Origin of the sequence: Saccharicrinis aurantiacus, from assembly GCF_947489045.1 — a bacterium.
GTDB classification, from domain to species: domain Bacteria; phylum Bacteroidota; class Bacteroidia; order Bacteroidales; family Marinilabiliaceae; genus Saccharicrinis; species Saccharicrinis aurantiacus.
This window is the reverse complement of record NZ_CANLCN010000004.1, coordinates 1-25457: the sequence shown is the minus strand read 5'-3', so window position 1 is coordinate 25457 and position 25457 is coordinate 1. Positions and strand designations below refer to the sequence as shown.

At 36.9% G+C, this 25457-nt stretch carries 15 protein-coding genes; 14 read left to right on the top strand and 1 reads right to left on the bottom strand.

The annotated features are described in order from the left end of the window. Positions 1–68 precede the first annotated feature (68 nt). The 3 genes from QMO11_RS06140 to QMO11_RS06130 all read left to right on the top strand — a co-directional run bounded on the left by QMO11_RS06140 (position 69) and on the right by QMO11_RS06130 (position 2791). Positions 69–1460, top strand: a complete 1392-nt coding sequence (locus QMO11_RS06140; RefSeq protein ID WP_282036506.1) for a glycoside hydrolase family 30 protein — start codon at positions 69–71, stop codon at positions 1458–1460. A 75-nt stretch (positions 1461–1535) separates the two neighbouring features. Further along, on the top strand, positions 1536–2384 hold the full coding sequence (locus QMO11_RS06135) for a hypothetical protein (RefSeq protein ID WP_282036505.1): 849 nt from the start codon (positions 1536–1538) through the stop codon (positions 2382–2384). Positions 2385–2644: 260 nt separating this feature from the next. Next, complete coding sequence (locus QMO11_RS06130; protein WP_282036684.1) at positions 2645–2791, top strand: LuxR C-terminal-related transcriptional regulator; 147 nt, start codon at positions 2645–2647, stop codon at positions 2789–2791. Between the two features lie 9 nt (positions 2792–2800). Here QMO11_RS06130 and QMO11_RS06125 read toward each other — a convergent pair whose 3' ends face one another. Continuing rightward, positions 2801–3982 carry a hypothetical protein gene (locus tag QMO11_RS06125; protein ID WP_282036504.1) on the bottom strand — a complete coding sequence of 394 codons (1182 nt, stop codon included), beginning with the start codon at positions 3980–3982 and terminating at the stop codon, positions 2801–2803. A 225-nt stretch (positions 3983–4207) separates the two neighbouring features. Between QMO11_RS06125 and QMO11_RS06120 the strand changes: the two genes are divergently transcribed. From QMO11_RS06120 to QMO11_RS06070, 11 genes are all read left to right on the top strand, one after another. Beyond that, positions 4208–7093, top strand: coding sequence for a glycoside hydrolase family 2 protein (locus tag QMO11_RS06120; protein ID WP_282036503.1), 2886 nt, complete (start codon positions 4208–4210; stop codon positions 7091–7093). A gap of 106 nt (positions 7094–7199) precedes the next feature. Further along, positions 7200–8897, top strand: coding sequence for a hypothetical protein (locus tag QMO11_RS06115; protein WP_282036502.1), 1698 nt, complete (start codon positions 7200–7202; stop codon positions 8895–8897). A 28-nt stretch (positions 8898–8925) separates the two neighbouring features. Continuing rightward, positions 8926–11439, top strand: coding sequence for a glycoside hydrolase family 2 TIM barrel-domain containing protein (locus tag QMO11_RS06110; protein WP_282036501.1), 2514 nt, complete (start codon positions 8926–8928; stop codon positions 11437–11439). 96 nt (positions 11440–11535) lie between these two features. Beyond that, a complete protein-coding gene (locus tag QMO11_RS06105; RefSeq protein WP_282036500.1) occupies positions 11536–13482 on the top strand; it encodes a hypothetical protein in 1947 nt (648 codons plus the stop codon). Then, positions 13482–15323, top strand: a complete 1842-nt coding sequence (locus QMO11_RS06100) for a sulfatase-like hydrolase/transferase (RefSeq protein WP_282036499.1) — start codon at positions 13482–13484, stop codon at positions 15321–15323. The genes QMO11_RS06105 and QMO11_RS06100 overlap by 1 nt, the downstream gene beginning before the upstream one ends. A gap of 28 nt (positions 15324–15351) precedes the next feature. After that, positions 15352–16941, top strand: coding sequence for a sulfatase family protein (locus QMO11_RS06095; protein WP_282036498.1), 1590 nt, complete (start codon positions 15352–15354; stop codon positions 16939–16941). Then, entirely contained in the window at positions 16934–18502 is a 1569-nt protein-coding gene (locus QMO11_RS06090) for a sialate O-acetylesterase (RefSeq protein WP_282036497.1), read from the top strand. Before QMO11_RS06095 ends, QMO11_RS06090 begins: the two co-directional genes overlap by 8 nt. Positions 18503–18562: 60 nt before the next feature. Beyond that, positions 18563–20533 (top strand): hypothetical protein, encoded by a 1971-nt coding sequence (locus QMO11_RS06085; RefSeq protein ID WP_282036496.1) that lies wholly within the window; start codon positions 18563–18565, stop codon positions 20531–20533. Between the two features lie 35 nt (positions 20534–20568). Further along, positions 20569–23766 carry a glycoside hydrolase family 2 TIM barrel-domain containing protein gene (locus tag QMO11_RS06080; protein WP_282036495.1) on the top strand — a complete coding sequence of 1066 codons (3198 nt, stop codon included), beginning with the start codon at positions 20569–20571 and terminating at the stop codon, positions 23764–23766. Positions 23767–24326: 560 nt separating this feature from the next. Continuing rightward, the gene (locus QMO11_RS06075; RefSeq protein WP_282036494.1) at positions 24327–24731 is read left to right on the top strand and encodes a hypothetical protein; all 405 of its coding nucleotides are present in this window, start codon (positions 24327–24329) and stop codon (positions 24729–24731) included. 239 nt (positions 24732–24970) lie between these two features. Continuing rightward, a complete protein-coding gene (locus QMO11_RS06070) occupies positions 24971–25384 on the top strand; it encodes a hypothetical protein (RefSeq protein ID WP_282036493.1) in 414 nt (137 codons plus the stop codon). Positions 25385–25457 lie beyond the last annotated feature (73 nt).

The window sequence follows — 25457 nt, the reverse complement described above, 5'->3', positions numbered from 1 at the left end:
CATTCCCTTTTCAAATCAGATTGTTGAAGGGGGAATGGATTAAGAAAGTGATTTATATTTAAGACATCATGAAAATGAAAGTACAAAGTATTATTGTTAGTGCATTACTTTTTTGTGGTATTGCCATAGCGCAACAACCAGTAGTAAAAGTTTACGCTGTGCAACTCGAAAAAGGAGAAGCAAATCCTTTAGTAGAAGTAAAACAAGAAAATGTAGAAGAAAAGATTGGCTGGAAAAACTTTATTTATCTTCAGCCAGAGATAACCTTCCAAACCATTGAAGGTATTGGTGGCGCCTTTAACGAAATTGGCGGAGAGGCTTTGTTGGCAAGTTCAAAAAAAGACCAAAAAGCATTAATGAAGCAATTGTTTTCTGATGAAGGAGCAGGTCTTACTTTTTGTAGAACAGCCATTGGAGCTAGTGATTTTGGTATTGATGCCTACAGCTATTCTATGGTTGCAGATGATTATAGTATGGAGCACTTTTCTATTGATCGCGATAAAAAGTATGTGCTTCCTTACATAAAAAGTGCTTTAAAAGAGAATCCGGATTTAACTGTTTTTGGTTCTCCTTGGAGTCCTCCGGGATGGATGAAAGAGAGTGGTTATATGATTGGTTTAAAAGAGCCAAATAACAATATTAAAAACGACCCAAAGGTTTTTAAGGCTTATGCCAATTACTTTGTAAAATACGTTCAGGAATACCAAAAGGCAGGAGTACCAATAGATCGTATCTGTATTCAGAATGAAAACGATGCCAATACGAAATATCCAAGTTGCACATTTCCTGCTAAGCAAATGGTAGCTTTTGCCAATGATTATTTGATACCAGCTTTTAAAGAAAATAAGGTTGAAGCAGGTGTATATGCAGGTACACTGCGTGCTGCGCAGAAATTGGATTTGATGGACTTCATTACAGCGGATGGGCATGAAAATTTAGAAGGAGTTGGTATTCAATATACCGATACCCGATTTTTAGGTGATGTGCGTGCCATTAAACCCGATTTAAAGATTTTTCATACCGAAGGACATTGTTACAACGGTAAAAACACGGTAGAACAAGCTGCAGATCGTTTAGAAGAAGTTGCAGGATACATTAATGCGGGTAGCACTAGTTTTACCTACTGGAATATGATATTGAACGAAACCACTGAGAGTGGATGGGAATGGCCTCAAAATTCATTAATCAATATTGATCGTAAAACCGGAGAGATTACTTACAACCCTGATTACAACGCAATGTATATCATTAGCAAGTTTATCAAGCCAGGAGATGTTAGGTTTGCTGCTGTTCAACGTGGTAAAGAGCCTATTATTTCTGTTGTATCACCTGATGGAACAATTAAGGTTTTAATTCAGAATACCAATGCCAATGATAAAAGTTTTGAGATAGCTTTAGGCAAAGAAACGATAAAGGTTAAGGCTTTGGCAAAATCGATTACTGCAGTGGTTCTTAACTAATTTATTTCATTAAGGTCTATGTATGGCTTGCCAAAGCTCGCCTTACATAGGCTTTCTTTAATCTATTTAAATATCATGAAGATTGTCACCTTTCTTATTTCGTTTTTATTTATTTCTTCCTCTCTATCGCAAACGTTTGCCAGGCCAAGTTTCGATAAATCAAAAGACTTACTTCTTGTAAATTTTGACCTAAAGCCCGATGAAGACGATGTTATGGCAGCAGCAGCGTTTGCTTGTCAATTGCATCATGCCGATTTTGCTGGAGTAAATTACTATGTGGTTGCCGGGGCATATGGTTTTCAGGAACACGATTTTATCGAAATAGCAGTTCCTGGCTTTTACAATCAATTGTTTGGGTCTCACAAAAGCAATTGGACTAATGCGCATCAAAATTGGAAAGCATCGGTAAAAAGAGCAACAAACAAGGTGCATAAGATAATAAAGCAAGGAGGTAGCATTTTTATTGCCGAAGCAGGTCAATCAGACTTTACCTTTGATGTTTGCCAATCTCTTTTAAAGAAAGGAGTACCATTATCAACCATCAAATCGAAAATGATACTGGTTCAGCACAGTAATTGGAATGAGAAAATGACTACCCAAACTAAGTTGGAGTGGTTAAAAGAAAATACCAATTACTATAAAATTGAGGATGGTAATAAAACCAATAGAACGCCAAATTATAAGGATGCGAATACTACCTGGCTTAAGCAAGCAAAAAATTCTACAAACACCTTTGCCAAAGCAGCATGGATTGAAGCAGCGCAGATTTGTGACGAATGGAATGCTTCTTGGGATAACGAAGTGATTACAGGGGGAGGAGTCGATTTTTCAGATATGGTAGAGCTTTGGTGGATATTTCAGTTAGAGAACAAAGCCAATACTATTGAAGCATTTTGGAACACTTACGTAGTTAACGAAAACTAATTCCACAGTATGAATCCTTTTACAATAAAAAAAACAACTGCTTCTTTGGGCAATTTTTACCAAGTCACTCTTTATTTGTTTCATCAATTACAGCAGCGTCAGTGTAGTAGCAACGTCCATCATCATCCCAAAAAGCGAAGGATCGATACCCGGAGCATCTTTTAATCATACAGGACACTAAGGTTAATGAAGACTTCTATACGATTGTTAAGGATAAATATCCAAGTCTATCTACAACAGATTTAAAAAAGTGTGCTTGAATCAAGCTAGGATTACCAAGCAAAGAAATGGCTGATATTGTGGTTATTGGCGCAGATGGCGTGAGTGCATCTCGTAGCAGAATTCGAAAAAAGATGAATTTAACAAGCGATGTGAATTTAGTAGAGTATTTAGGCTCAATCAACTAAGTTGAGTTACTATTCAATAATTTCTAATTCTACTAATTCGCATGTAGCATCAGTTCTTTCAATGCCTTCTACTTTAAATAGTGCATTGAAGTAACTAGCCTCCGATGGAAGCTTTTTGTAGAAGTTATTAAGGTAATCTACATTGGTAAAGTTATTCACCAAAGCCATAGTGCCTATATCGTTATCCGAAACAAAATACAAGGCATTGTTTCCATTATTTAGAGGCATAAAAGAAACCATCGCATATTCTGATTGAATATCGTTTTTGTATTTGGGACGATACTCTTTTTTATTACCATCCTTAGTCGCAATAAAATAATCACGTTCAGTTTCAAAAATCTTGCTGTTTCGCAAAAAAATCTCTTTCGAGATACTCATGGTTTTTTGCTGGCCAACATAAATAATGTTATTCCTCTTACTTTGCGCATATTTAAATTCGCTTTCTGCTAATGTCGCAAACTCAGAATCGTGCTTAAAAAACCAATTAGCTAATTTATAAATAGAGTGAGGAATTGCTTTTGTATAAAAGGTATAGCCTGGTTTCTGCAGGCTGTCAATATTGTTTTTTTCAATATGAGCCACAAAATCTTCAGTACTATTTACGCCTGCTATAGTATGTAATTCGCCAATGTTGCCACATTTTCGTTGCACAACAACCTGATCGGCTAAAACGCAAAAGTTAGAGGCATTCTTACTCATAAACGAATCCCACAGGTATAATTTATTTTTACCATTGAGTGAATGAGCGATAATTCCAGTAATAAGAATTAATGGTATGATGAATAATAGGAGCTTTTTTAAACTATAGGGGTTCTTTACAGAACTTGTTCTGTTATCTTTTGGAGTTTTGATTCTCACATCAGATGGCTTGGTGAACTTTACCTTATAACTTCCTTTTTCCAGAACAAATAAGATAGGAGCATTCTTACCATCCTCAGCATAATAAGTGTCTAATTTTTTACGCAGCTTGTGCATATACACACGCACAAGTCCATCGTTTTTTGATGATGAGTAATCAGCATCGAATACCTCAATACCAATAATATCTTCTTTTAAGTGAGTTCCCTTTAAAGATTCTTCAACCAGAAATGTAATAAGATTAATAAGCCTTGGAGATTTATTAAAAAGACGATTTTCGGTGATGGTCTTGAGCTGTTCCTTTATTGTATGTGTGTCAAAATTTTGCTCCATAAGCCAACAAACTTACAAATGTTTTGTGTCATATTAAAGTGTTTTTGTAATGTTCAATAAACGAGGTGTTTGTGATTGATGAGTTACGGTAACGTAACCGTTATTTCGTATTTTATATACCGTAATTACTCCAAATTGAAAGGTTTTGAGCAAGCTGATATTTAATTTTGAGAGTACTGATAAAAAATACCATAAACCAGTTTCTAGATCAGAAAAAAAACCACAATGAAGCTCGCAATTACAACTCTAATTATTGTACTTATATGTAGTGCTATTTCGGCACAAGTTATAGGCTACGAAAACTTACCAAGGACAAAAGAAAATATCAATGTTGATTGGCATTGGATGAAGGATAAATCAGAAACACCTGAAAAATTAAATGCCAATGAATGGAAACGAGTTTCTTTGCCACATAATCCTGATCCTGTTTCATTAGGGCTAAAGGAAATTAACGATACCTGGCCACAATCCGAAAGTATGCGCGATATAAGTTGGTATAGAAAAGAAATGGAAATTTCGTTTAACGAGAATCAACTGGTGTTTTTGACGTTTGAAGGTGTACATTCTGTAACAGAACTTTGGGTAAATAAACAATATGTTGGAAAAAGTGACATCAGCGGATATACGCCTTTTCATTTTGATATTACTAAATTTTTAAAACCAAACTCGCCAAATGAAATTATAGTTAAAGCGGATAATAGGTTTAATGCTTTGGTACCGCCCGATCCGCATAAGACGGACTTTTTAAAATGGGGAGGTATTTATCGCGATGTCTATCTGGTTACTACCAATAAACTTCGTGTAAACTTTAATTGGGAAGATAAAGCAGCTGGTGTTCGAATTACCACACCAATGGTAAAACGCCGTTATGGCATCGCTGCTATTAACACAACTGTAGTTAATGATTATAATACAAAGCAATCTGCCGAAATTATTACCAAAATTGTTAATGCCAGCGGACTTGTATTAAAAACAGTCATCGATTCAAATATCATTCAAGCTGGTGCATCTTATACATTTAAACAATCGTCAGTTCTCGAAGATGAAGATTACTATACATGGTCGCCCGATAATCCTTATCTGTATCGTGCAGTTTCTTATATCTATGCTAATGGTAAGTTAGTTGATTTTATAGAGAATAAATTTGGTTTTAGAAAACTTGAATTGGTTGATGGACAGGGTTTGTTGCTAAATGGCAAACCGTTTTTTATGATTGGAGCTAACAGGCATCAAAGTTTTGCGCATATAGGCGATGCTGTTCCAAACTCAGTACATTACGAGGAGGCGCTTCGCTTAAAAGAGGCTGGTTTTAATACCATTCGCCTTTCTCATTATCCGCAAGATGATGCTTTTGTTGAGGCCTGCGACGAACTGGGCATCCTTCTGTACGAAGAACCTGCTACCTGGATAAATTGGGAACAGGGCGAGTGGATGGATAAACTAGAAGAGCAAACCCGTATCATGATTCGAAATCATCGAAATCATCCTTCTATTGCCATTTGGGGAGCAGGAATCAATCACAGAGGCAATGTGCCACGGTTGGCAAAAGCTTGTAAAGAAGAAGATTCAGAGCGATTGACTGCAAGTGCTTCGAGTCCTTGGAATGGTATGCGACATGCAGGACCAACAGATATTTTTGCCACTATGGATTATCGCAGATCCGATTGGGCCGAGGAAGGTTTTACGCTTGTTATGGAACATGGCTGTAATCCGAGTGGAATTGCCAATCAGTTTCATATTTCCAGATATAAAAAACGAAAAAATAATATTGGGACAATAACTTGGTTAGCCGCCGATTATTATCATTTTAAAAAGCAAGTTGATCATCCCAATAAGCACACAGATTATGCTGTGCTAGATATGTATCGTAACAAGCGTCCTGTCTATTATTGGTATCAATCGGAGTTAAATGCTGAGCATATGGTTCATATTGCCGATGAGCGTGTTTCTACAGAAGGAATTATTCATGTTTACAGCAATGCCGATAGGGTTGAGCTATATGAGAACGGTAAATTAATAGGTTCTCAAGTGCCGGATAATGTGCATGAGAAGTCAAATAATAACCATCCATCTTTTACTTTTTATCATCAATGGAAAGGAGAGGATTTAAAAGCTTTGGCATACAAAAAAGGAAAGCTTGTGGCAGAGCACGAGCGTAAAATGCCAGGGCAACCATATGCTTTAAAACTGATTGAAGATTATCCTGAATTAAAGTTAAAAGCAAGCGGATCTGATATAAAGATGATAAGAGCTTTGATCCTCGATAGAAATGGAACCATTGTTACAGATGCAGAGAACCTTATTCATTTTGAGGTAGAAGGCTATGGCGAGTTGGTAGATGCTGAGAAAGATTATATTGATCAGATGAAACCTTTAAATGGAATTGCTACAGTCTATGTCCGTGGGAAATCTCAAACAGGGGAAATAACAGTGAAGGCGACTTCAAAAAAGCTCAAATCTTCAAATATGTCTATGGAGACAGTGGCGTTTGAGTCCAACCAAATTTTGGCAAAAGCAGAACCTATTTACGATTTTCCAATTTATCAAATCGATTTAGGACATAAAGGGCAACTGGCTCAATTTGATTGGACAGCCTGGGATGTATCAAGCTTAAATGATTTAAAGTTTACAGATAAGTCGGGCCTTCAATTTTCGGTTTCATCAGTTAATGAAATTCAATGGTCAAAAGGACAACCTTCTATGCTTGGCGATTTGGCCTTTGTTGGAGCCGATGGCGTTTTTGTTAAAGATACTTCTTTGGTATTGTCAATTAAAGGTTTGGAGCCAGGTGAGTACAAAATGGTAAGCTATCATAATGCACATTCACATAAAGGCCAGTTTCCATACAATATCAATAATAGTAAACATCTTGACGAACGATGGAAAACACCAGAGCAGCATATGGTTGGATATTTTAGTAATTCAGATTCCGGCGAACGTGCTTCCATACATTACACGCAGTTTTTTGAAGTGAAAAGAGGAGAAGAAATAAACCTAGAATTTCAAAGCGATAAATCGGGGAGCTACACTTGGTTAAATGGTTTTGAGTTGAGAAGAGTAGTTAATAATAGAAAATTAAATACAGAGACACAGAGTCGCAGAGGATTATAAAATTGCTCAAAAATAACTCAGTGCCTTTGTGTTTATGTGTTTTTCTTTTAAGCATAAATGCAGACAATATGATGAACTAGAGTCTTAATACTAAAATTTTAATACAATGAAACAATTCATATTTATAGCTCTTTTGGTACTACCCTTAGCGGGATGTAAAAAAGAAAACAAACAAGAAGAAGTCGCCGCTCGTTATCCAATTCTTTACAATATGGTTCATCATAACCCAGGCGAACCACGTTTTAATACCAAGTATACCGAACCTTCTTATATAAAGGAGTTGGGCTATAATGGTCAAGTGCCGAAGTTCGAAATTCAGTGTGCCGTTACTTACGATGCTTATGAAGATAACTTAGTGCCAGATAATACACCCGAAAAAATGTGGATTCACCGAAAGGCTGCAGATGTTCGTATTATGCTTGAGAATGCCAAGCGTGCAGAAATGCCAATTTATCCGTTTACGGATGTTTTTGTAGTGCCTAAATCAGTAATGGCAAAGTATGGTGATGAAATGAAACTTGATGGCAGATTATCTATACATCAACCACGAACGCAGGAAATTTTAAAAGCTCAAATTGATGAAATATTTACTAAGTTTCCTGAGTTGGGAGGCTTAACTATTCGTTTTGGAGAAACGTATTTGCACGATACTCCCTATCATGAAGGTAACAGACCTGTTTACGGGCCTGACGATCATATAAAGATTCTTAATTTGTTAAGAGAAGAGGTTTGTGTAAAGCGTAACAAAAAGTTGATATACAGAACTTGGGATTGGGGAAAAGTGAAGGAAAAATTTCATTTAAGACCTGATGTTTATTTAAAAATAACCAATGCTGTTGAAACACATCCAAACTTATATTTTTCAATAAAACATGTAAATGGCGATTTCCTTCGCGACCTTCCTTTTAATAAAACCATCGGAATTGGTAAGCATCAGCAAATTGTTGAGGTTTCTATCAATCAGGCAGGTATGTACGGACGTAATGCACACCCTTACTACATAGGTAAGGGAGTAATTGAAGGTTGGCCAGAAATGCAAGAGAAGAAAGGGCTACGTGATTTATATGATAATGAACAAGTAAAAGGTATTTGGACATGGACTTGGGGAGATGGCTGGTTTGGGCCATACTTTGGCAATGAGTTTTGGATGGACTTAAATGAGTTTATGATTCGCGAGTTCACCAAAAAGCCCTTAAAATCAGAAGAAGCGATTTTTAAGGAATATGCAAGTTCTCATTTAAAAATGTCAACTGATAATATCACTAAGCTTCGAGACTTATGCCTATTGTCTGTGGATGCTGTATTTAAGGGGCAGGCAACACATATGCAGTATATGCAACCATGGTGGATTCGTGATCACTTTTTCTCTGCAATGGACATGTCCATTTATGTGAAAAAAGGTATTGCTGATGCAGTATTGGCTGAGAAAAAAGAGAATCTTAAAACCTGGTACAAAATGGAAGAAATAGCCAATAGTATCTCTTTGCCAAATAAAGAAGACCAAGAATTCATAAAAGTTTCTACCACTTATGGACGTATCAAATATGAGTTGATAGAATTGATTTTCCGTACGCAAATTATGTTTGCACAAATGGAAATAGGCGGTAAAGCTTTTGATAAAGAAGAGGGCCAACTGATTCTGAAAACCTATAAGGATAAATGGGATGAATGGTTGACTCTGAAGAAGGAAAACCCATGCTGCCCAACTTTGTATGTCGATTATGCAGCAGATCATTGTATGGGCAATGAGCCTTTTAATACTTCTATTAAAAAACTAGAATTGCTTGTGGCAAGCGTAAAATAACTAACGAATAATAATGAAAATAAGAATGATGCGTAACAGTATATTACAAATTTTACTGGCAAGTACCTTATTTATGCAATGTGCTATTGCTCAAAATGAGGTATCAAACTTTAATAATGACTGGAGCTTTATCTTAGATGAATTTCAAACAATTGAGGATGTTGATCTTAATAATAAGAATTGGCAAAAACTTGATCTTCCGCACGATTGGAGTGTAGCTTTACCCTTCGACTCGGCAAATGCAGAAGGCTGTACAGGCTATTTACCAGGTGGAATAGGTTGGTATAGCAAGGAGTTTAGTTATAAAAAAGGGAAGAACGAAAAAACGTATATCTATTTCGATGGTGTATATAATCATTCAGAATATTGGCTGAATGGAAAAAAAATAGGCAAGCACATCTATGGTTATTCGCCGCACTATTTTGACCTTACGCCATACCTGCAAAAGAAAAATGTATTGTTGGTAAAAGTAGATCGAACTCGTATTGCCGATTCGCGTTGGTACACAGGTTCGGGTATCTATCGAAATGTGCAATTAATAAGGAAGAGCGATATTAATATTCCAATATGGGGAGCTTTTGTTAGTACACCGCAGGTTTCAAAGCAAAAGGCTATTGTGAACATAGCTTATAAAGTTGTAAATCATCAAAAAAACAGCACAAAGTTAGAGGTTGAGCTTAATATTTTGGATGATAAAAAGAGTGTTGTTAAAAACGAGACAAAGCAATCTTTAGTTGTCAATAAGGGTATAAACGAGTTTAACTTAAGTACAAAGCTATCTGCTCCAAAACTCTGGAGTACCGATGAACCCAATATGTACACTGCACAAATTATCTTAAAAGAGAAAGGTAAAATTAAGCACGTAGAAACAATCCCTTTTGGTATTCGCTCCATTCGTTTTGATGTTGATAAGGGTTTCTTCTTAAATGATGTGAATATGAAAATTAAAGGTGTTTGTATTCATCACGATGGTGGAGCAGTTGGTGCTGCAGTACCCAAAGCCGTTTGGGAGCGTCGCTTAAATACGCTTAAAGGTATGGGCTGTAATGCCATACGTATGGCGCATAATCCTTCGTCAGATGAGTTACTTGATTTGTGCGACGAAATGGGGTTTTTGGTGCAGGATGAGTTTTTCGATGAGTGGAGCTACCCTAAAGATAAGCGCAAAAACCGATGGGATCAGCACGATGATTATAAATCGCGTGGTTATGGAGATTACTTTGATGAGTATGCCGAAGAGGATTTAAAATGCACGGTATTAGCACATCGTAATCACCCTTCAGTGTTTCAATGGAGTATAGGTAACGAAATAGAGTGGACCTTCCCAAGTAACAGACCGGCGAGTGGATTTTTTAATAATATTGATTGGACCGGTGGTTACTTTTGGTCGCCAACGCCTTTTAGTCCTGACAGAATCAAAGCAGAATACGAAAAGCATTCAGTAAACGAAAGAAAGGTGGTTGAGTTTGCTAAAAACCTTTCCACATGGACTAAAGAAATTGATACCACTCGCCCAATTACAGCCAATTGTATTTTGCCATCGGTAAGTTTAATTAATGGCTATGCCGATTATTTGGATGTGGTTGGTTTTAGCTACCGACGTGTGATGTACGATTATTCGCATGAGCTTTATCCTGATAAAGTAGTGATGGGAACCGAGAACCTTCCGCAATGGCACGAGTGGAAAGCTGTGATGGAAAGAGACTTTGTATCAGGTGTGTTTTTATGGACTGGTTTTGATCACATGGGGGAAGTAAATGGCAGATGGCCATCAAAATCGAGTCCAGTGGGTATTATTGATCAGGCTGGTTTTCCTAAACCTGGTTACCACATGTACAGAAGCTTATGGACTGATGAGCCCTATTTAAATATACTAACCCAGACAAAAGATAGTATGAACTATCTTGAGAAACAAATTGGTGCAGTGCTCGATAAAAACCCTGATAAATGGGAGAATAGATATTGGTATTCGAATGTACGAAACGAGCATTGGAATTATAAGGATACGCAAGAAATATTGGTAGAAATCATGTCAAATTGCCCACAAGTTGAGGTATTCCTCGATGGTCAATCACAGGGTATTAAATACCTGAAAGATTTCGCTGATCGTACTTACAAATGGTTCATACCATATAAAGCAGGTGTTATTTCAGCAGTAGGTATAAAAGATGGAAAAAAAGTAAAACAGCAAATTGCCACAGCTCAAAAGCCATATGCAGTTAAAGCCACTATCGATAAAAACGAATTAAAGCAAGGCGAAGTGGCGCATATAACTCTAAATTTGGTGGATGAAGATGGCAAAGAGGTAAAGTACATCAATAAAGAAATCGAAATACAATTGCCAAAAGGCATAAGTAATTTAGGTATTGATAATGGCTATTACCGTAGCGTTCAGTCTTACCAATCAAATACTATTGTAACACACAAAGGTAGAGCCTTATTAATTGTAAAAGCAGAAGGTTTAGCTGATGAGGCAAAAATCACAATTAAGGGAGATGGCTTAAAAACCACTTTTGTAAATGTTGTAAATAATACAAATTAATGAGCTTTCTAGCTTGAAGTTACACACGCACACACAGAGACGTTTTCACATTTGGTGCGTTACATATATTGCCTTAAAAAACATAATTATAACTGTATGAAAAGTATTATAACTCTAATTATTGCAATTTTATTTATTACTGAATTTACAAATGCACAAGTAGCAGTAGATGTGAATTTAAATGTAAAACATATTGTTGGTGGTAAGTCCAAATTTGAGCGAGAAAAGTACATCTCTTTGCATGCTGGTTTGCATCATGGCGAATGGCCCAACGAAACCATGCGAGATACTTTCTTAACAAATTATGATGTTTATTTGGGTCGCGAAAACGGAACATTACCGGGTAATATTAGAAGAGTGGGAGAAGACCCAAATAAGCCGGGATGGCCAAATGTAAAAGATATTGGGAAATTAGGGAAGATTCTCAAAAAGAAATATGCTTCAAAATCTCTTGAAAAAAGTATTGAGGAAAGATCCAAAGTTATGATGATTGGCGGACAGTTTAACAATTATCCAACGGGAAAACCAATACCAATGTACAAAGGTTACGAGCCTTGGACTATTGCCAATAATGAAGCAGCAGCAGAATATTATGCAAACTTTATTAAAGAAGCTTTTGGCGATGATGGTGAAGCACGACCTAAATATTTAGAGGTAATCAATGAGCCATTTGTAAAGGCAGGTAGTTATGGTACAACCCGACAAGCCATTTCAGAATACCATGTGGCTGTGGCAAAAAGAGTAAAAGAGCTTAATCCGGATGTTTTAGTTGGAGGATACACAGCAGCATATCCTGAGTATTCAGCTGGTAATTCAACTTTTGGGCACTGGAACAACAATTGGAAACGCTTTATTGATGTTGCCGGAAAGGACATGGATTTTTTCTCATTGCATATTTACGATGGAATGGCGCGCGAGGGTGTAGAAAACTATTACAGATGTGGTAGTAACATGGAAGCTATGCTTGATATTATAGAAGCATACAGCATGATAAAATTAGGAGAAGTAAAGCCTTTTGTAATTTCTGAATATGGGTATTATTGGCAAAGAGAAACCATTGAAAAGTATACCAAAGAGTTCGACTGGCAAAATCTAAGATCATTCTCAACCATAATGATGCAGTTGATGGCAAAGCCTGATGTAATGGAGTGTACCATGCCATTTATGTTATTACAAGGTAATTGGTGGAAACCAAAAAATGACTCTCCAACAGCAAAATACCCTTATCGTTTATTCCGACAAAAGAAAGATGTGGAAGGACAAACAGGCGATGAATACGAGTTTACAGAGTTGGTGAAATTCTATCAGTTATGGAGCGATGTAAAGGGCACTCGTATTGATACAAAATCGGCTGATATAGATATTCAGACCGACGCCTATGTGGATGGTAAAAAGATGTATTTGATTTTAAATAATATGGAAACTAACCCGCAAACTCTCAATTTGAACCTAGTAGATACCAAAAAGAATAAAGTACAAAGCATCAAACTAAAACATCTTTATGAGGTGAACGAACTTCCGATATTGGATGAAAAACAATTGGATATAAATACTAAAGAGGTAACACTTTCGCAAAGTGCCACGATGATTTTAGAGTACACATTTAAGAAAAATATCAATATCAGTGAAACCAATCACGAGACAAAAGTATATGCTGATTCATATCTGAAAAAGATAGAAGCAGGAAAAAAGAATTCATTTGAGTTTAAATCAGATAAACTAATAAAAGCAGCAAATGGTGAACTAGTTCTTCGCCTCGGTATGGGTAGGGAGCACCCAGGTGAGAATGCTTCTTTTGTTTATCCTGAAGTATATTTTAATGGCACTAAAATTAATGTTCCAACAGATTGGAGAGGCGATGATCAGAGCACAAGAGCCCGTTTCTTTGGCGTACTAGAAATTCCGGTTCCTTACCATCTTCTTGACGATACTTTATCAAGTCAAAAAGTAGAAGTTAAGTTTTCTAATACTGGTGGTTTTATCAGTAGTGCAGTGCTTCAAAAATTCGATTTCAGTAAAGATTTAAACAGAGGAGGCAAATAATGCGATATCTAATTCTAACGATACAGTTGCTATTTGCAACTGTACTTTTGGCTCAAAACAATAAGCAGCAACCCAATATCCTCTGGATTATTACTGACGATCAGCGCGCTGATGCATTGGCGTGCCATAATAAAGCAGTATTCGGGCATAATGAAAGTCCACTGGGTTACGTTTCTTCACCTAATTTGGATGCCTTGGCCAAAGAGGGTGTTTTGTTTACAAACTCATATTGTCAATCTCCGGGTTGTGCACCTTCAAGGGCATCTATGCATACAGGTAAATATCCACACCATTCGGGTATTTATGGATTTGAGTATTCTCACAATGGGCCTGATTTTATCAATCCCACTCTACCTCAGGTTATGATTTCAAAAGGATACCATACCTCAAGATTTGGTAAGCTTGGCGTTCGTATTTACAAATGGCAAGGAGAAGGAAAACGAAAGGGAGAAACAGATTTTTATCAAACCATTGTTGATAAGTCGGATCTTCAAAAAGCCGGTAAAACTGATTATTATGGTTACAGCGATTGGCAAAAAGGCAAAATAATTGGTTCAAAGGAAGAATGGCATTTTGCCGATGAAACTATGAAAACCTATTACAGGAGTAGAAAAGGAACATCGTGTACAGAAGAGGATAATAAAACAAAGGCTGAAATTGAGGAGGAACTTGACCTTTTAAAGGCCTATACAAGTGCCAATAAAGAATTAATTATTGGTGGTGTTAGTCCGCAAACGGCTAATAAAACACTAGATGCTTATATTACAGAGTCTTTTAAAAACTATTTAAATCATCCCGATAAGGAATATACAAGTTTGGATGGTAACGCAAATAAAGGGCCTGATACTTCAAAACCACAATTTATTCATTTAGGATACCACTTTCCGCACACACCAGTAATCCCTCCAAAATCCTATCGCGATAAGTTTAAGGATAAAGTTTATAAGGTTCCTTCATTCTCAAAAGAAGAGGTAAAAAAATTACCTAAGCAGCTTCAAACGCTTTATAATAGGATGAAAGTGGATGACTTAAGTGATGACGAAAAGCAACAAATGATCCGAGATTATTATGCTTTTTGCGCATACGGTGATGCCTTAATAGGAGATGCCATTGCAGCATTCAAAAAATATTGTAAGAAAAACAATCAGGATTATTTGATATTGATGGCATGTGGCGATCATGGCTGGCACTTGGGGGAACAGGGTATTAGTGCAAAGTTTGCACCTTACAAGCATTCTAACCACACCGCGGTAATTGTTGCATCCTCTGATAAAATTAAGTTTCCTCCCAAAATGGTAATTACAGATTACATAGAGCATGTGGATTTTGCGCCAACTTTTATTTCTGCTGCCGGAGATGATGTGAATACCCCTCAGTATAATTATTTAGATGGCTATGATTTGGCAGAGGTAGTAAACGGTAAAAAGCCAGTTAGAGAATATGTTTTAGGAGAGCAAAATCAAATAGCCGGAGACCGTGCTTATATCCGATGTAAAGATTTTGCTTTTTCAATGCGTGCCAGAAAGCAACCTGGAAAACCAACGGAAAAAGATGTGCTGGCAAATGCCAACTGGCCATTAATATGTGCTAGGGATGATGCAGAAATGGCTTTGTTTGATTTACGTATCGATGCACTGGAGCAAAATAATGTGGCCAATGATCCGGAGTATATTAAGCTGGCCGATTGGTTTAGGAAAAAGCTTGGAGATATTGTACTGGGCGACGGTCGTATTGAAGTGGCCTGGAATAAAGAAAATATTTGGAAAGTTAGTGATTTTGCCAAAGGTGCTGATAACAAGAAAATGGATATTCCTGCAGGGATTATTCCTTCAGTGAGGTAAAGTCTTGATGAGCTATAAAAAGAATACGATGAATAAAATTAGGATAAAATTACAGATGCTGCTTTCACTTATTTTAGTGTTCACAACTTCATGCACAAAGCAACATAAACAACAGCCCAATATCATTTTCATCATGTCTGATGATCATGCGGCTCATGCTATCGGAGCTTACGGTGGGAGGTTATCCAAGTTAGGCATGACACCTAACTTGGATGAAATGGCATCGGACGGAATGCTTTTTCAGAATGTGTTCTGCAATAATTCCATTTGTACCCCAAGTAGGGCATCCATCATTACAGGTCAGTATCCGCAAACCAATGGTGTTTTAGATTTAGATCATAAGCTAGATACAGACAAACAGTACCTTCCTATCGAACTTAAGAAACTAGGGTATAGTACTGCTGTATTTGGTAAATGGCACTTAAAAAACGAACCAATAAACTTTGATTACTACAAAGTTTTACCAAGTCAGGGCAAGTACAATAATCCTGTTTTCCTCGAAAAAGGAAAAGGAGAGTGGCCCAGCAATAAAGTTGAAACAGAAGGGCATTCAAGCGATGTAATTACCAGCTCGGTTATTGAGCATATTAAAAACAGGGATCAATCAAAACCTTTTTTTGTAATGCATCATTTTAAAGCACCACATGGATTTTTTCATTATGCACCGCGTTACGAGAGTTACTTAGCGGATACAGAAATTCCAGAACCTGCCAGTATGTATTATCAGACCAATTGGGGTTCTGAAGGTTCTCGTGGTAAAAACGATTCATTACGAAATTATATCGGATCATCCACTTCTAACAGGCATTTTGATATCAATTACCACAGCAACTACTTTCAAAAAACAGATGATCAACAGCAGTCTGCTCATGAGGCTTATCAGCATTACCTGAAAGCCTATTTACGTTTGGTAAAAGGTGTGGATGATAATATTGGAAAATTGATTGCTTATTTAAAGCAAGAAGGTTTGTACGATAATACGGTTATTGTTTATACTAGCGATCAAGGTATGATGCTTGGCGAACACGATTTTCAAGATAAACGTTGGATGTACGAAGAATCAATGCGTATGCCTTTTATTATGCATTATCCTAAAATGATTGAGCCTGGTAAAGTAAACGATTTGTTAGTTAATAATACCGACTTTGCACCAACCCTTATTGAGTTAGCCGGAGGTAGCGCCCCTAAATATATGCAAGGTAAAAGTTTCATTAATACTTTACAGGGAAAGGATGAGTTAGGATGGCGAACGGCAACTTACTATCGTTATTGGATGCATATCATACACCATTACGTTCCAGCGCATATTGGTATACGTTCTAAAAACTATAAGCTGATGTTCTTTTATGGTAAGCATTACTTACCCGAAGAAGAACACGAAGGTCATTACTGGAAAAAGCGATATGATGGCGAAGAGCGAGAAACCCCGCACACTTGGGAATTCTATGATTTATCAAATGACCCTCAGGAACTAAACAATCGCTATAACGATACTGCATATTCAGAAATTATTGCAGAGTTAAAAGTTGAGATGTTAAAGCAACGCGAAGAACTTAACGAAACGGACAAGGACTATCCGGAGATTCAGGAAATTATAAAAAAGCATTGGAATGATTAGATTTAGAATTATCAAAATATTAAGTCTGGAGGTAATGTCAATTTTTGTATTGCTGGTTTTTGCATCATCAGTTTTAAATGCAAAGGTAAGTTTGCCAAATATTTTTAGCGACCACATGGTATTGCAACGAAATCACGAAAATCTGATTTGGGGTAAGGCAAATCCGGGAGAGAAAATTCAGGTAAGCATTGAAAGGCAAAAGCATAAAACGGTTGCGGATAATGATGGCAATTGGAAAGTGAAACTGGATTCCATGAAGGCCGGTGGTCCTTATGTATTATCCGTAAAGGGAGAAAATAAACTAGAGTTTAAAAATGTTTTGATTGGAGAAGTATGGGTATGTTCTGGTCAATCTAACATGGGTATGAGTGTTGCTCAATCCAATCACTCCGACATAGAGATAGCCTCTGCGAATTATCCTGACATTCGGTTAATGACTGTTCCTCGGATTGGAGCCGATACACCTCAGGATAATTTTGAATCAAAATGGGTGGAATGCTCTCCTAAATCCGTTCGTGATTTCTCTGCTATTGGCTATTTTTTTGGAAGACGATTACATCATACCCTTGGGGTACCAATCGGTTTAATTAATAATGCCTGGGGTGGATCTGCAATAGAGGCATGGATTCCGACAGATGTTATGAAAAAAACCGGCGAATACGATGAATTTGTAATTGATTGGGAACAACATGTTAGTGAATATTCAGATGAAAAGCATGCACTAAGGCTAGCGGAATACGACCAGTGGTTAAAGGATGGAAAGCCAGGTAAAAAAAGATGGAAACCGGAAGATATTAGGATTGGCAGAAAACGTCCAGGGAATATTTATAATGCCATGGTTTATCCTCTTATTGGATATGGAATTAAAGGTACTATCTGGTGTCAGGGAGAAAGTAATGTTGGCAGAGCTTATCAGTATCGATCAATGTTTCCTTTAATGATAAATACCTTAAGGAAGCATTGGGAACAGGGTGATTTCCCGTTTTATTGGGTTCAACTTGCCGATTTTAATAAAGAACTTAAGGAGCCTACTTGTAGTAGTTGGGCCGAATTACGTGAGGCCCAAACTATGACGCTTTCTTTACCCAATACAGGAGAAGCTGTAGTATTTGATACTGGTGAAAGCAGAGATATTCACCCTCGTGATAAGCAAACTTCTGCCAATAGGTTGGTTTGCCATGCATTGACTAAAGATTACGGGTATGATTTTATAACTGAAAGTCCACGTTATTCCAAAATGGAGGTAGATGGAAACAAAGCTATTATTACCTTCAACAATGTGGCAAGCAAGTTATATTCTTTCGATGTTGACACTGTATATGGATTTACAATAGCTGGCGAAGATCAGAAATTTGAGCGGGCACATGCTAAAATTATTAGCAAAAATCAGGTTGAGGTGTACTCAAGAAAAATAATAAAACCTGTTGCTGTTAGATATGGATGGGCAGATAACCCGGTGGTTAACCTATATGACAGAAAGGGGTTGCCTTTAACTCCATTTAGAACTGACGATTGGCCAGGAATAACAGTTGGCAGGAATAAGACTTACTGGGGAAAATAACTACAATAGAAGTTTAGAAAAGTTTAATAGGGACTGCCAACTAAATTAAAGACAAGAGCAATGAATTATAGATTATACTTATTACTAATCGCCTTTTTATCAGCCATGATAACTAGTGCCCAGAAAGAATACCACGTTTCGCCAACGGCAACAAAAAACGGGAAAGGAACGCTTGAATCTCCATTTAATTCTTTAGAGGTGGCAAAGAGAAAAGTAACCTCAATCAATAAAAATATGAAAGAGGATATTGTGGTTTATCTGCATGGCGGAACTTATAACTTAACAAGCCCAATTATTTTTAAAGAAAAAGATTCTGGTACAAACCAACATACCATTACATACAGGGCCTATAACAAAGAAGTCCCTACAATAAACGGAGGGGTTCAAGTTACAGGATGGGAAAAAGTTGCGGGCAATATCTATAAGGCCAACTTAAACCGAGATAGTAAGTTGCGCACTCTGTTTGTAAACGGTAAGAGAATGCGCATGGCCGGTACAGAAGTCCCAGTGAAAGGACTAGGGCCATGGGGGAATTTTGAAGTCGAAGGAACAGAGAGCTGGGCTTTCGATGCAGGTTCAGCTCTGGATGGAATTAAGTTTAAAACGGCAGAGGTTGCAGCATACAGGAATGCCGAAGATGTTGAGTTGGTACAATGTAATGTTTGGACCGAGAAAATTTACTGCATTAGAGAATCAGAGCAAATTGCAGATACCACTATTCTAAAACTTCAACAACCCTATGGAGCCATTGCAACAACCATGGGTTGGAATGCAAAAATAAATCACAGAATGCCTTTTGTGGTACGTAATGCTTATGAATTATTAGATACGCCTGGCGAGTTTTATTTCAATCGAAAAACACAGACACTTTACTATTATAGCAATGGTGAAGATATGGCTAAGGCCGAGGTAATTGTTCCTACTTCAGATGGTTTAATTCGTGTAGAAGGCACATCAACAAAGTCTCGAGTAAAAAACATCCATTTTGAGGGAATCACTTTTTCATACGACCATTGGAACTTAATGGAAATAGAAGGTTCGCATGCTTTTGCTGGAGTTCAAAGTTCCGCTATGGCCACTCAATTTATTTCAGATGGTAATTGGCATCGTACAGAATACAATTGTACCGGTATCCCACGTGGAAGTATTGAAATTAGTAATGCCGAAAATATTTCGTTTGAGAATAATCGCTTTGAAGGATTAAGTTCTGCCATTGCCATTAATATGGTGAATGATGTAAAAAACGGTAAGGTTAATGGAAACTATTTTCACGATTTATTGGGAAATACTGTTAATGTCGGTCATCCGCAACATTATAAAATAGGCGATGGTCATTTATACGCTCCAGAGGAAGAAGCCATTTGTGAGAACATCAACATTACCAATAATTACATTCGTAATGTTTGTCTCGATTTCCGTCAATTAGAAGGCATAACAGCCTTTTTTGTAGCCAATGTAAAGGTAGATCATAATGATATTGCCAGAATGCCATACGGAGCCATTACCATAGGTTGGTGGTGGGGTAATTCAGGTTTGCCAGCATCAACAGTCGCAAAAAATAATTCCATGAGTTTCAACAAGGCCGGAGACACACATCAAGCACTAAAAGATGGCGGTATCATTTACAGTTTGGGTGAGCAGCCAGGGAGTGTTATCGAAGGGAATTATTTGTATAGAGGACAGCGATGTATCTATCCTGATGATGGTTCTGCCTATTGGACCATAAAACGGAATGTAGTAGATAATCGTATTCCGCATAAAAAAGGTATTTTCTGGCTACATACCTGGACCGATAAGTGTCATGATATCATAGCAACGGATAACTTTGTAAAGGATAATAATATCAAGAACAACGGTACCAACTGTCCAATTGAGAATACGGAGTCTTTTGTAAGAAGAGACTTTTCTGATGAGGCTAAAGCGATAATGAAGGCTGCCGGTATTCAAGATGATTACAAACATTTAATTCCTGCCAAAGAGCCAAAGAAGATTAGGCTTTATCCAAAGGATTTTAAAGATACCGACCATTAAAAATTATTGTTTTAACTATATAATTAAGCAGAAGGATGAACAAAAAGATAATGAAATTACTGTTGTTTGCTTTTTTTATGAGTCCTGCATTTTTTATAAATGCACAGGAGTTTTGGAAAGATAAACAAGTATACACCGTGGGTACTGAGCCCCATGCATGTAATCATTTTAGCTACCCTGATAAAGCTTCGGCCCTAAAAGGGAATTATGAGGCATCGCCTTATTATAAAAGCTTAATGGGTGATTGGAAATTTAACTGGGCAGAAACACCTGATGATAAGCCAAAGGGATTTGAGGCACTAAATTATGATGATGAACACTGGAAAACTATTCCAGTTCCTTCTTGTTGGGAGCGACAAGGATATGGAGTTCCTTCGCATCGTACCATTGGTTCTTTAGTTAAAGAAGGTAAGATAAAAGTGCCCGATGTACCCAATTACAACAACCACGTAGGTAGTTACAGAACTACTTTTGAGCTGCCATCCGATTGGAAAGAACGCCAAACAATGCTTCATTTCGAGGGTGTTTCTAGTGCATTTTACGTATGGGTAAATGGTGTTAGAGTGGGTTACGATGAGGATGCTATGACTAGTTCTGTGTTTAATATTACGCCTTATTTAAAAGAGGGGCAGAACACATTAGCAGTCCAAGTATACCGTTGGTCAACGGGTAGTTATTTAGAGTCGGGCGACACATGGACTTTTAGCGGAATATTCCGTCAGGTTTATCTGCAAAGTCGTCCTAATGTTCAAATCAGAGATTTCTTTTTTACATCTGATTTAGATGAGAATTATAAAAATGCTGAGTTAAAGTCGAAGATCAAGGTTTATAACCACACCAACGAAATTGTACAGGGATATAAAGTAAATATTGATGTGTATGATGAATTGGGCAATATTATTTCTAAACCCGGATATAGCAGTCCTAAGGTAGGTTGGCGTATGGGAAGCCCGGGTACCGAAAGCGTATTAGAATCCTCAACTACCATTGAAAACCCGAAGCTCTGGTCGGCTGAGTTCCCTAACTTGCATACTATCGTGATGACCCTAGTTGATCCGGAGGGAGAAACGGTAGAGGTAACTCAATTTCCTTTTGGTTTTAGAGAAATTGAGATGAAGGACTTACAAGTGCACGTGAACGGAAAAGCCATTAAATTTAAGGGGGTAAACAGAGGAGAGTCACATCCCGAATACGGAAAAACATTAACAGAAGAATCCATGATTCAAGATATCTTGTTAATGAAACAGCACAACATCAATTCAGTGCGCTCTAGTCATCACCCCAACGATCCACGATGGTATGGCCTATGCGATAAATATGGACTTTATGTGATGGATGAAGCATTAGAATCTCCTGATTTTATTATACGCGGTAACGTATTGCCAGGAAGCGATATTGCATGGTTGGCCACGAGTTTAGATAGAGGTGTAGCCATGGTTGAGCGCGCTAAGAATCATCCATCCATCATTTTTTGGTCGTTGGGTAATGAATCAGGATGGGGGCAAAACTTTGCGCTTATGAGCGATTACATTCGTAGGTTCGATCCAAGTCGTTTAATTTCATATGATGGAAGAGAAACAGACTGTTGGGATGTGAAAGATTATTTTGATTTAAACAGTTCGATGTATCCCTTTATTGAAGATGATGCGGAGCAAAAGCATTGGAAACTATTGAGCTTTTGGGCCACCCCAAGGTACAATAAACCTTACATAATGATTGAATATGCACACGCACAGGGTAATTCGTTGGGTAACTTTGCCGATTATTGGCGCGTGGTTGATGAAAATCCATCCTTTGTAGGCGGTTATATTTGGGATTGGGTAAACCAGACTTATTATGAAGAAATGCCCAATGGCAAAAAGCGCGAAAGCCATCGAATAGATTATCATCCTATTGATAGTGTTTCAATAGATACTGATTTTTCGGATATGGAGCGACCAAGAGCCGCTTGTGCTAAGGGTGTTATTTTTGCCGATAGAACTCCAAAACCATCGTTGTTAGAGGTTAAAAAGGCACAGCAATACATTTCAATAAGTCCAGATGAAAATCGTAATAATGTATTTCATATCACCAATAAATACAACTTCACAAACCTAGGTGATTTTAACGGAACTTGGCACTTACTAAAGAATGGTAAAGAAGTAAAAGAAGGCAAAATCACAGGTTTAAACCTGAAACCAAACGAAAGTCGAGAGCTTGTTTTGGAGCTCCCAAAAATGGATGCATCTTCAGAGTATGTCATCAACTTTAGTTATAAATTAAAGCAAACAACTTTATGGGCCAATGCGGGTTTTGAGGTAGCTAAAGAACAAATAGTATTGCAAAAATGGCAAGCTAGCAGTGTAGCAGAAAAAGGCAAGCTGAACTTATCCGATACCGATAATACTATTATTGTATCCAATAATAAATTCAAGCTTAAGCTTGATAAGGCAAGTGGTACCATAAGCTCTCTATTGGTAAATAAACAGGAAGTAATAGCGCAAACAAACGGTATTACTGGGCCAAGGCTGAATGTATATCGCTCGCCAATTGAAAACGATAAAAAGTTTTATACTGCAAGTTGGAAAGATGCTGAGCTAAATCATTTAAATGTAAAAACCATTTCTGTTGAATCAGAAATTGTAAATGCATCTGTAATTAACATTAAAGTGCTTCAAGAATTTAGTTCTGCTGCTGGTAGTTTTTTACATGAGTGTACCTACAAAGTGGGAGCTAACGGAACGGTAAAGCTTAACAATAAAGTTACGCCTAAAGGTTTTGATGATATTAAAAGCTTACCACGTATTGGTTTAAAATTAGGCATGGCTAAAGGATTAGCAGATGTAAGTTGGTACGGAAGGGGCCCTCACGAGAATTATCCCGATAGGAATGAATCTGCTTTCATTGGTTTGTATCATTCAAATGCAACAGATTTGTATACGCCTTATTTGATGCCGCAAGAAAATGGGGCACGTTCAGATACGCGTTGGCTCGGACTAAAATTTAAGAACAGTAAAAAGCCAATAGTAACTATCGAATCTGATTCAGCATTTATATTTTCTGCATTACATTATGATGCCAGTGATTTAGATAGCGCCATCCGACCCGAATATTTGAAAAGCAGAAAGGAAACCATTTTATGCATCGATGCACATATGATGGGCCTTGGTAATGCCAGTTGCGGACCACCTCCGTTTAAGCAATATTTATTGCCGGTTAAACCTTACGAGTTCAGTTTTACTTTTAAGTTTTAGTGAGGTAGGTGTTAGGTAATTGTTGTTAGCTATTAGGGAGTAAATAAATGCGTTATTGCTAAACAGGAAGCAATCTCAAGGCGAGATGTAAACCTTTAGCTCATAGATTAACTAGGAATACATAAATAAACAAAGCCGCATTTTATAAGTGCGGCTTTGTGGTTTATAGCTGACTCTTTTTATATCTAACGTGACTCTCCGATAGTCACGCATGACTGTTTGATAGTCACCATTGATATAGTTTTAATCATGTTCGATTCTTTTTAAATCTATCATGACTTCTTGATAGTCAAGTATGACTGTTTGTAAGTCACCGCTAATAGAGTTTTAATCAAGGTTGATTCTTTTTATATCTAACGTGACTCTCTGATAGTCACGCATGACTGTTTGTGAATCATAGTTGATATTTTTTTAATCATGGTGGTAATAAATAGTTTGGTCATCTATGAATTAGATAGTGCTAATCAAATACGAATAGAAATTAGGGAGAAATACTATATTTAGGCTTATTATCAAATATTAGATACAGACCTTATGAAATTCAATTTTTAGCAAGAAATATGAAAATAGGTATCGCACAATATACTTCTCAAGGTATCGAAGAAGAGAAAGAAGTAGTTAACGAGTTGTCACATAGTTTAAAAATATTCTTTAAAGGTTATCAATACTCAAAAGATGTTGAGGAAATTTATTTTGGATTTATATGTGTTGTGGAAGAATCAAAATTCTTTTTTAAACCAAAGCGTCATAGATTAAGTAAGAAAGACAATACATTTCAGTTTGAAAGTGATTTTGATATGACTATGATCAAAAGCTGTTCTGAGAAAGAGATAATTCTTTTACTTATAGAGAAGTTTAAGGAAGTTCCATTACTTCTCCCTAAAAGAGTGACAGATTTTAAAACTGAGGAATATTTACACGATTTAGATTGCTTTACCATTGAGTATGTTGGTAGACTAACATAGGATTTGTTTATATCGTTCTGTTATGAGCAAAGCACTTTGCAACGCTGTTTTTAGGCCTATGGACTATTTAACTTATAGTTTATCGAACACGAAAGATTCACACAGGAGCGGTTGGGAATTTTGGTTGTTAAGGTTAAAAAAAACTCTAGTCACGAGCTAAAAGCTCCCGCTAGTGGGGGAGCTTCAATTTTTTACTTTGGGCCATTGATGCCATATAGTGGACACTAATTTAGAATAAGATGAAAGATATAGAATATTTTAAAAAGAGGTATTACATTTTTTATGATTATTTAATTAAAAAGCAAGGAGCAGCTTTTATTTTAGAACAGACCAAAGATGTGTTTGAAGCTTCGTATCAAAAGAAGAATGAAAAAACGTTGCGTAAGCTTGATAAAGAATTAGATGTTTGGTTACGAGAAATGCTTATGCCTTCTGAAAAAGAGGAGTTGCTAACCATATTAAAAAAAGAACTCAACGAAACTAGTGATGAAGGTTATCTAAATCAGATTGATAAAATAGTGAGTAAAGGAATTATAGATTCTAAGGAAGAATATGAATTAATACTTCAAAGAGTAGAATCCATTTATGACAAAGAAGGATGCAAATCAGTAGTGGATAGATTAAATAAATTACTTACGAATTACCATAAATAACGTGAATTCGACGTAAGAAAAGTTCTATTTTAAGAGAAAAGAAACAAAGCATTTGTTATATTTAAGTATCTAA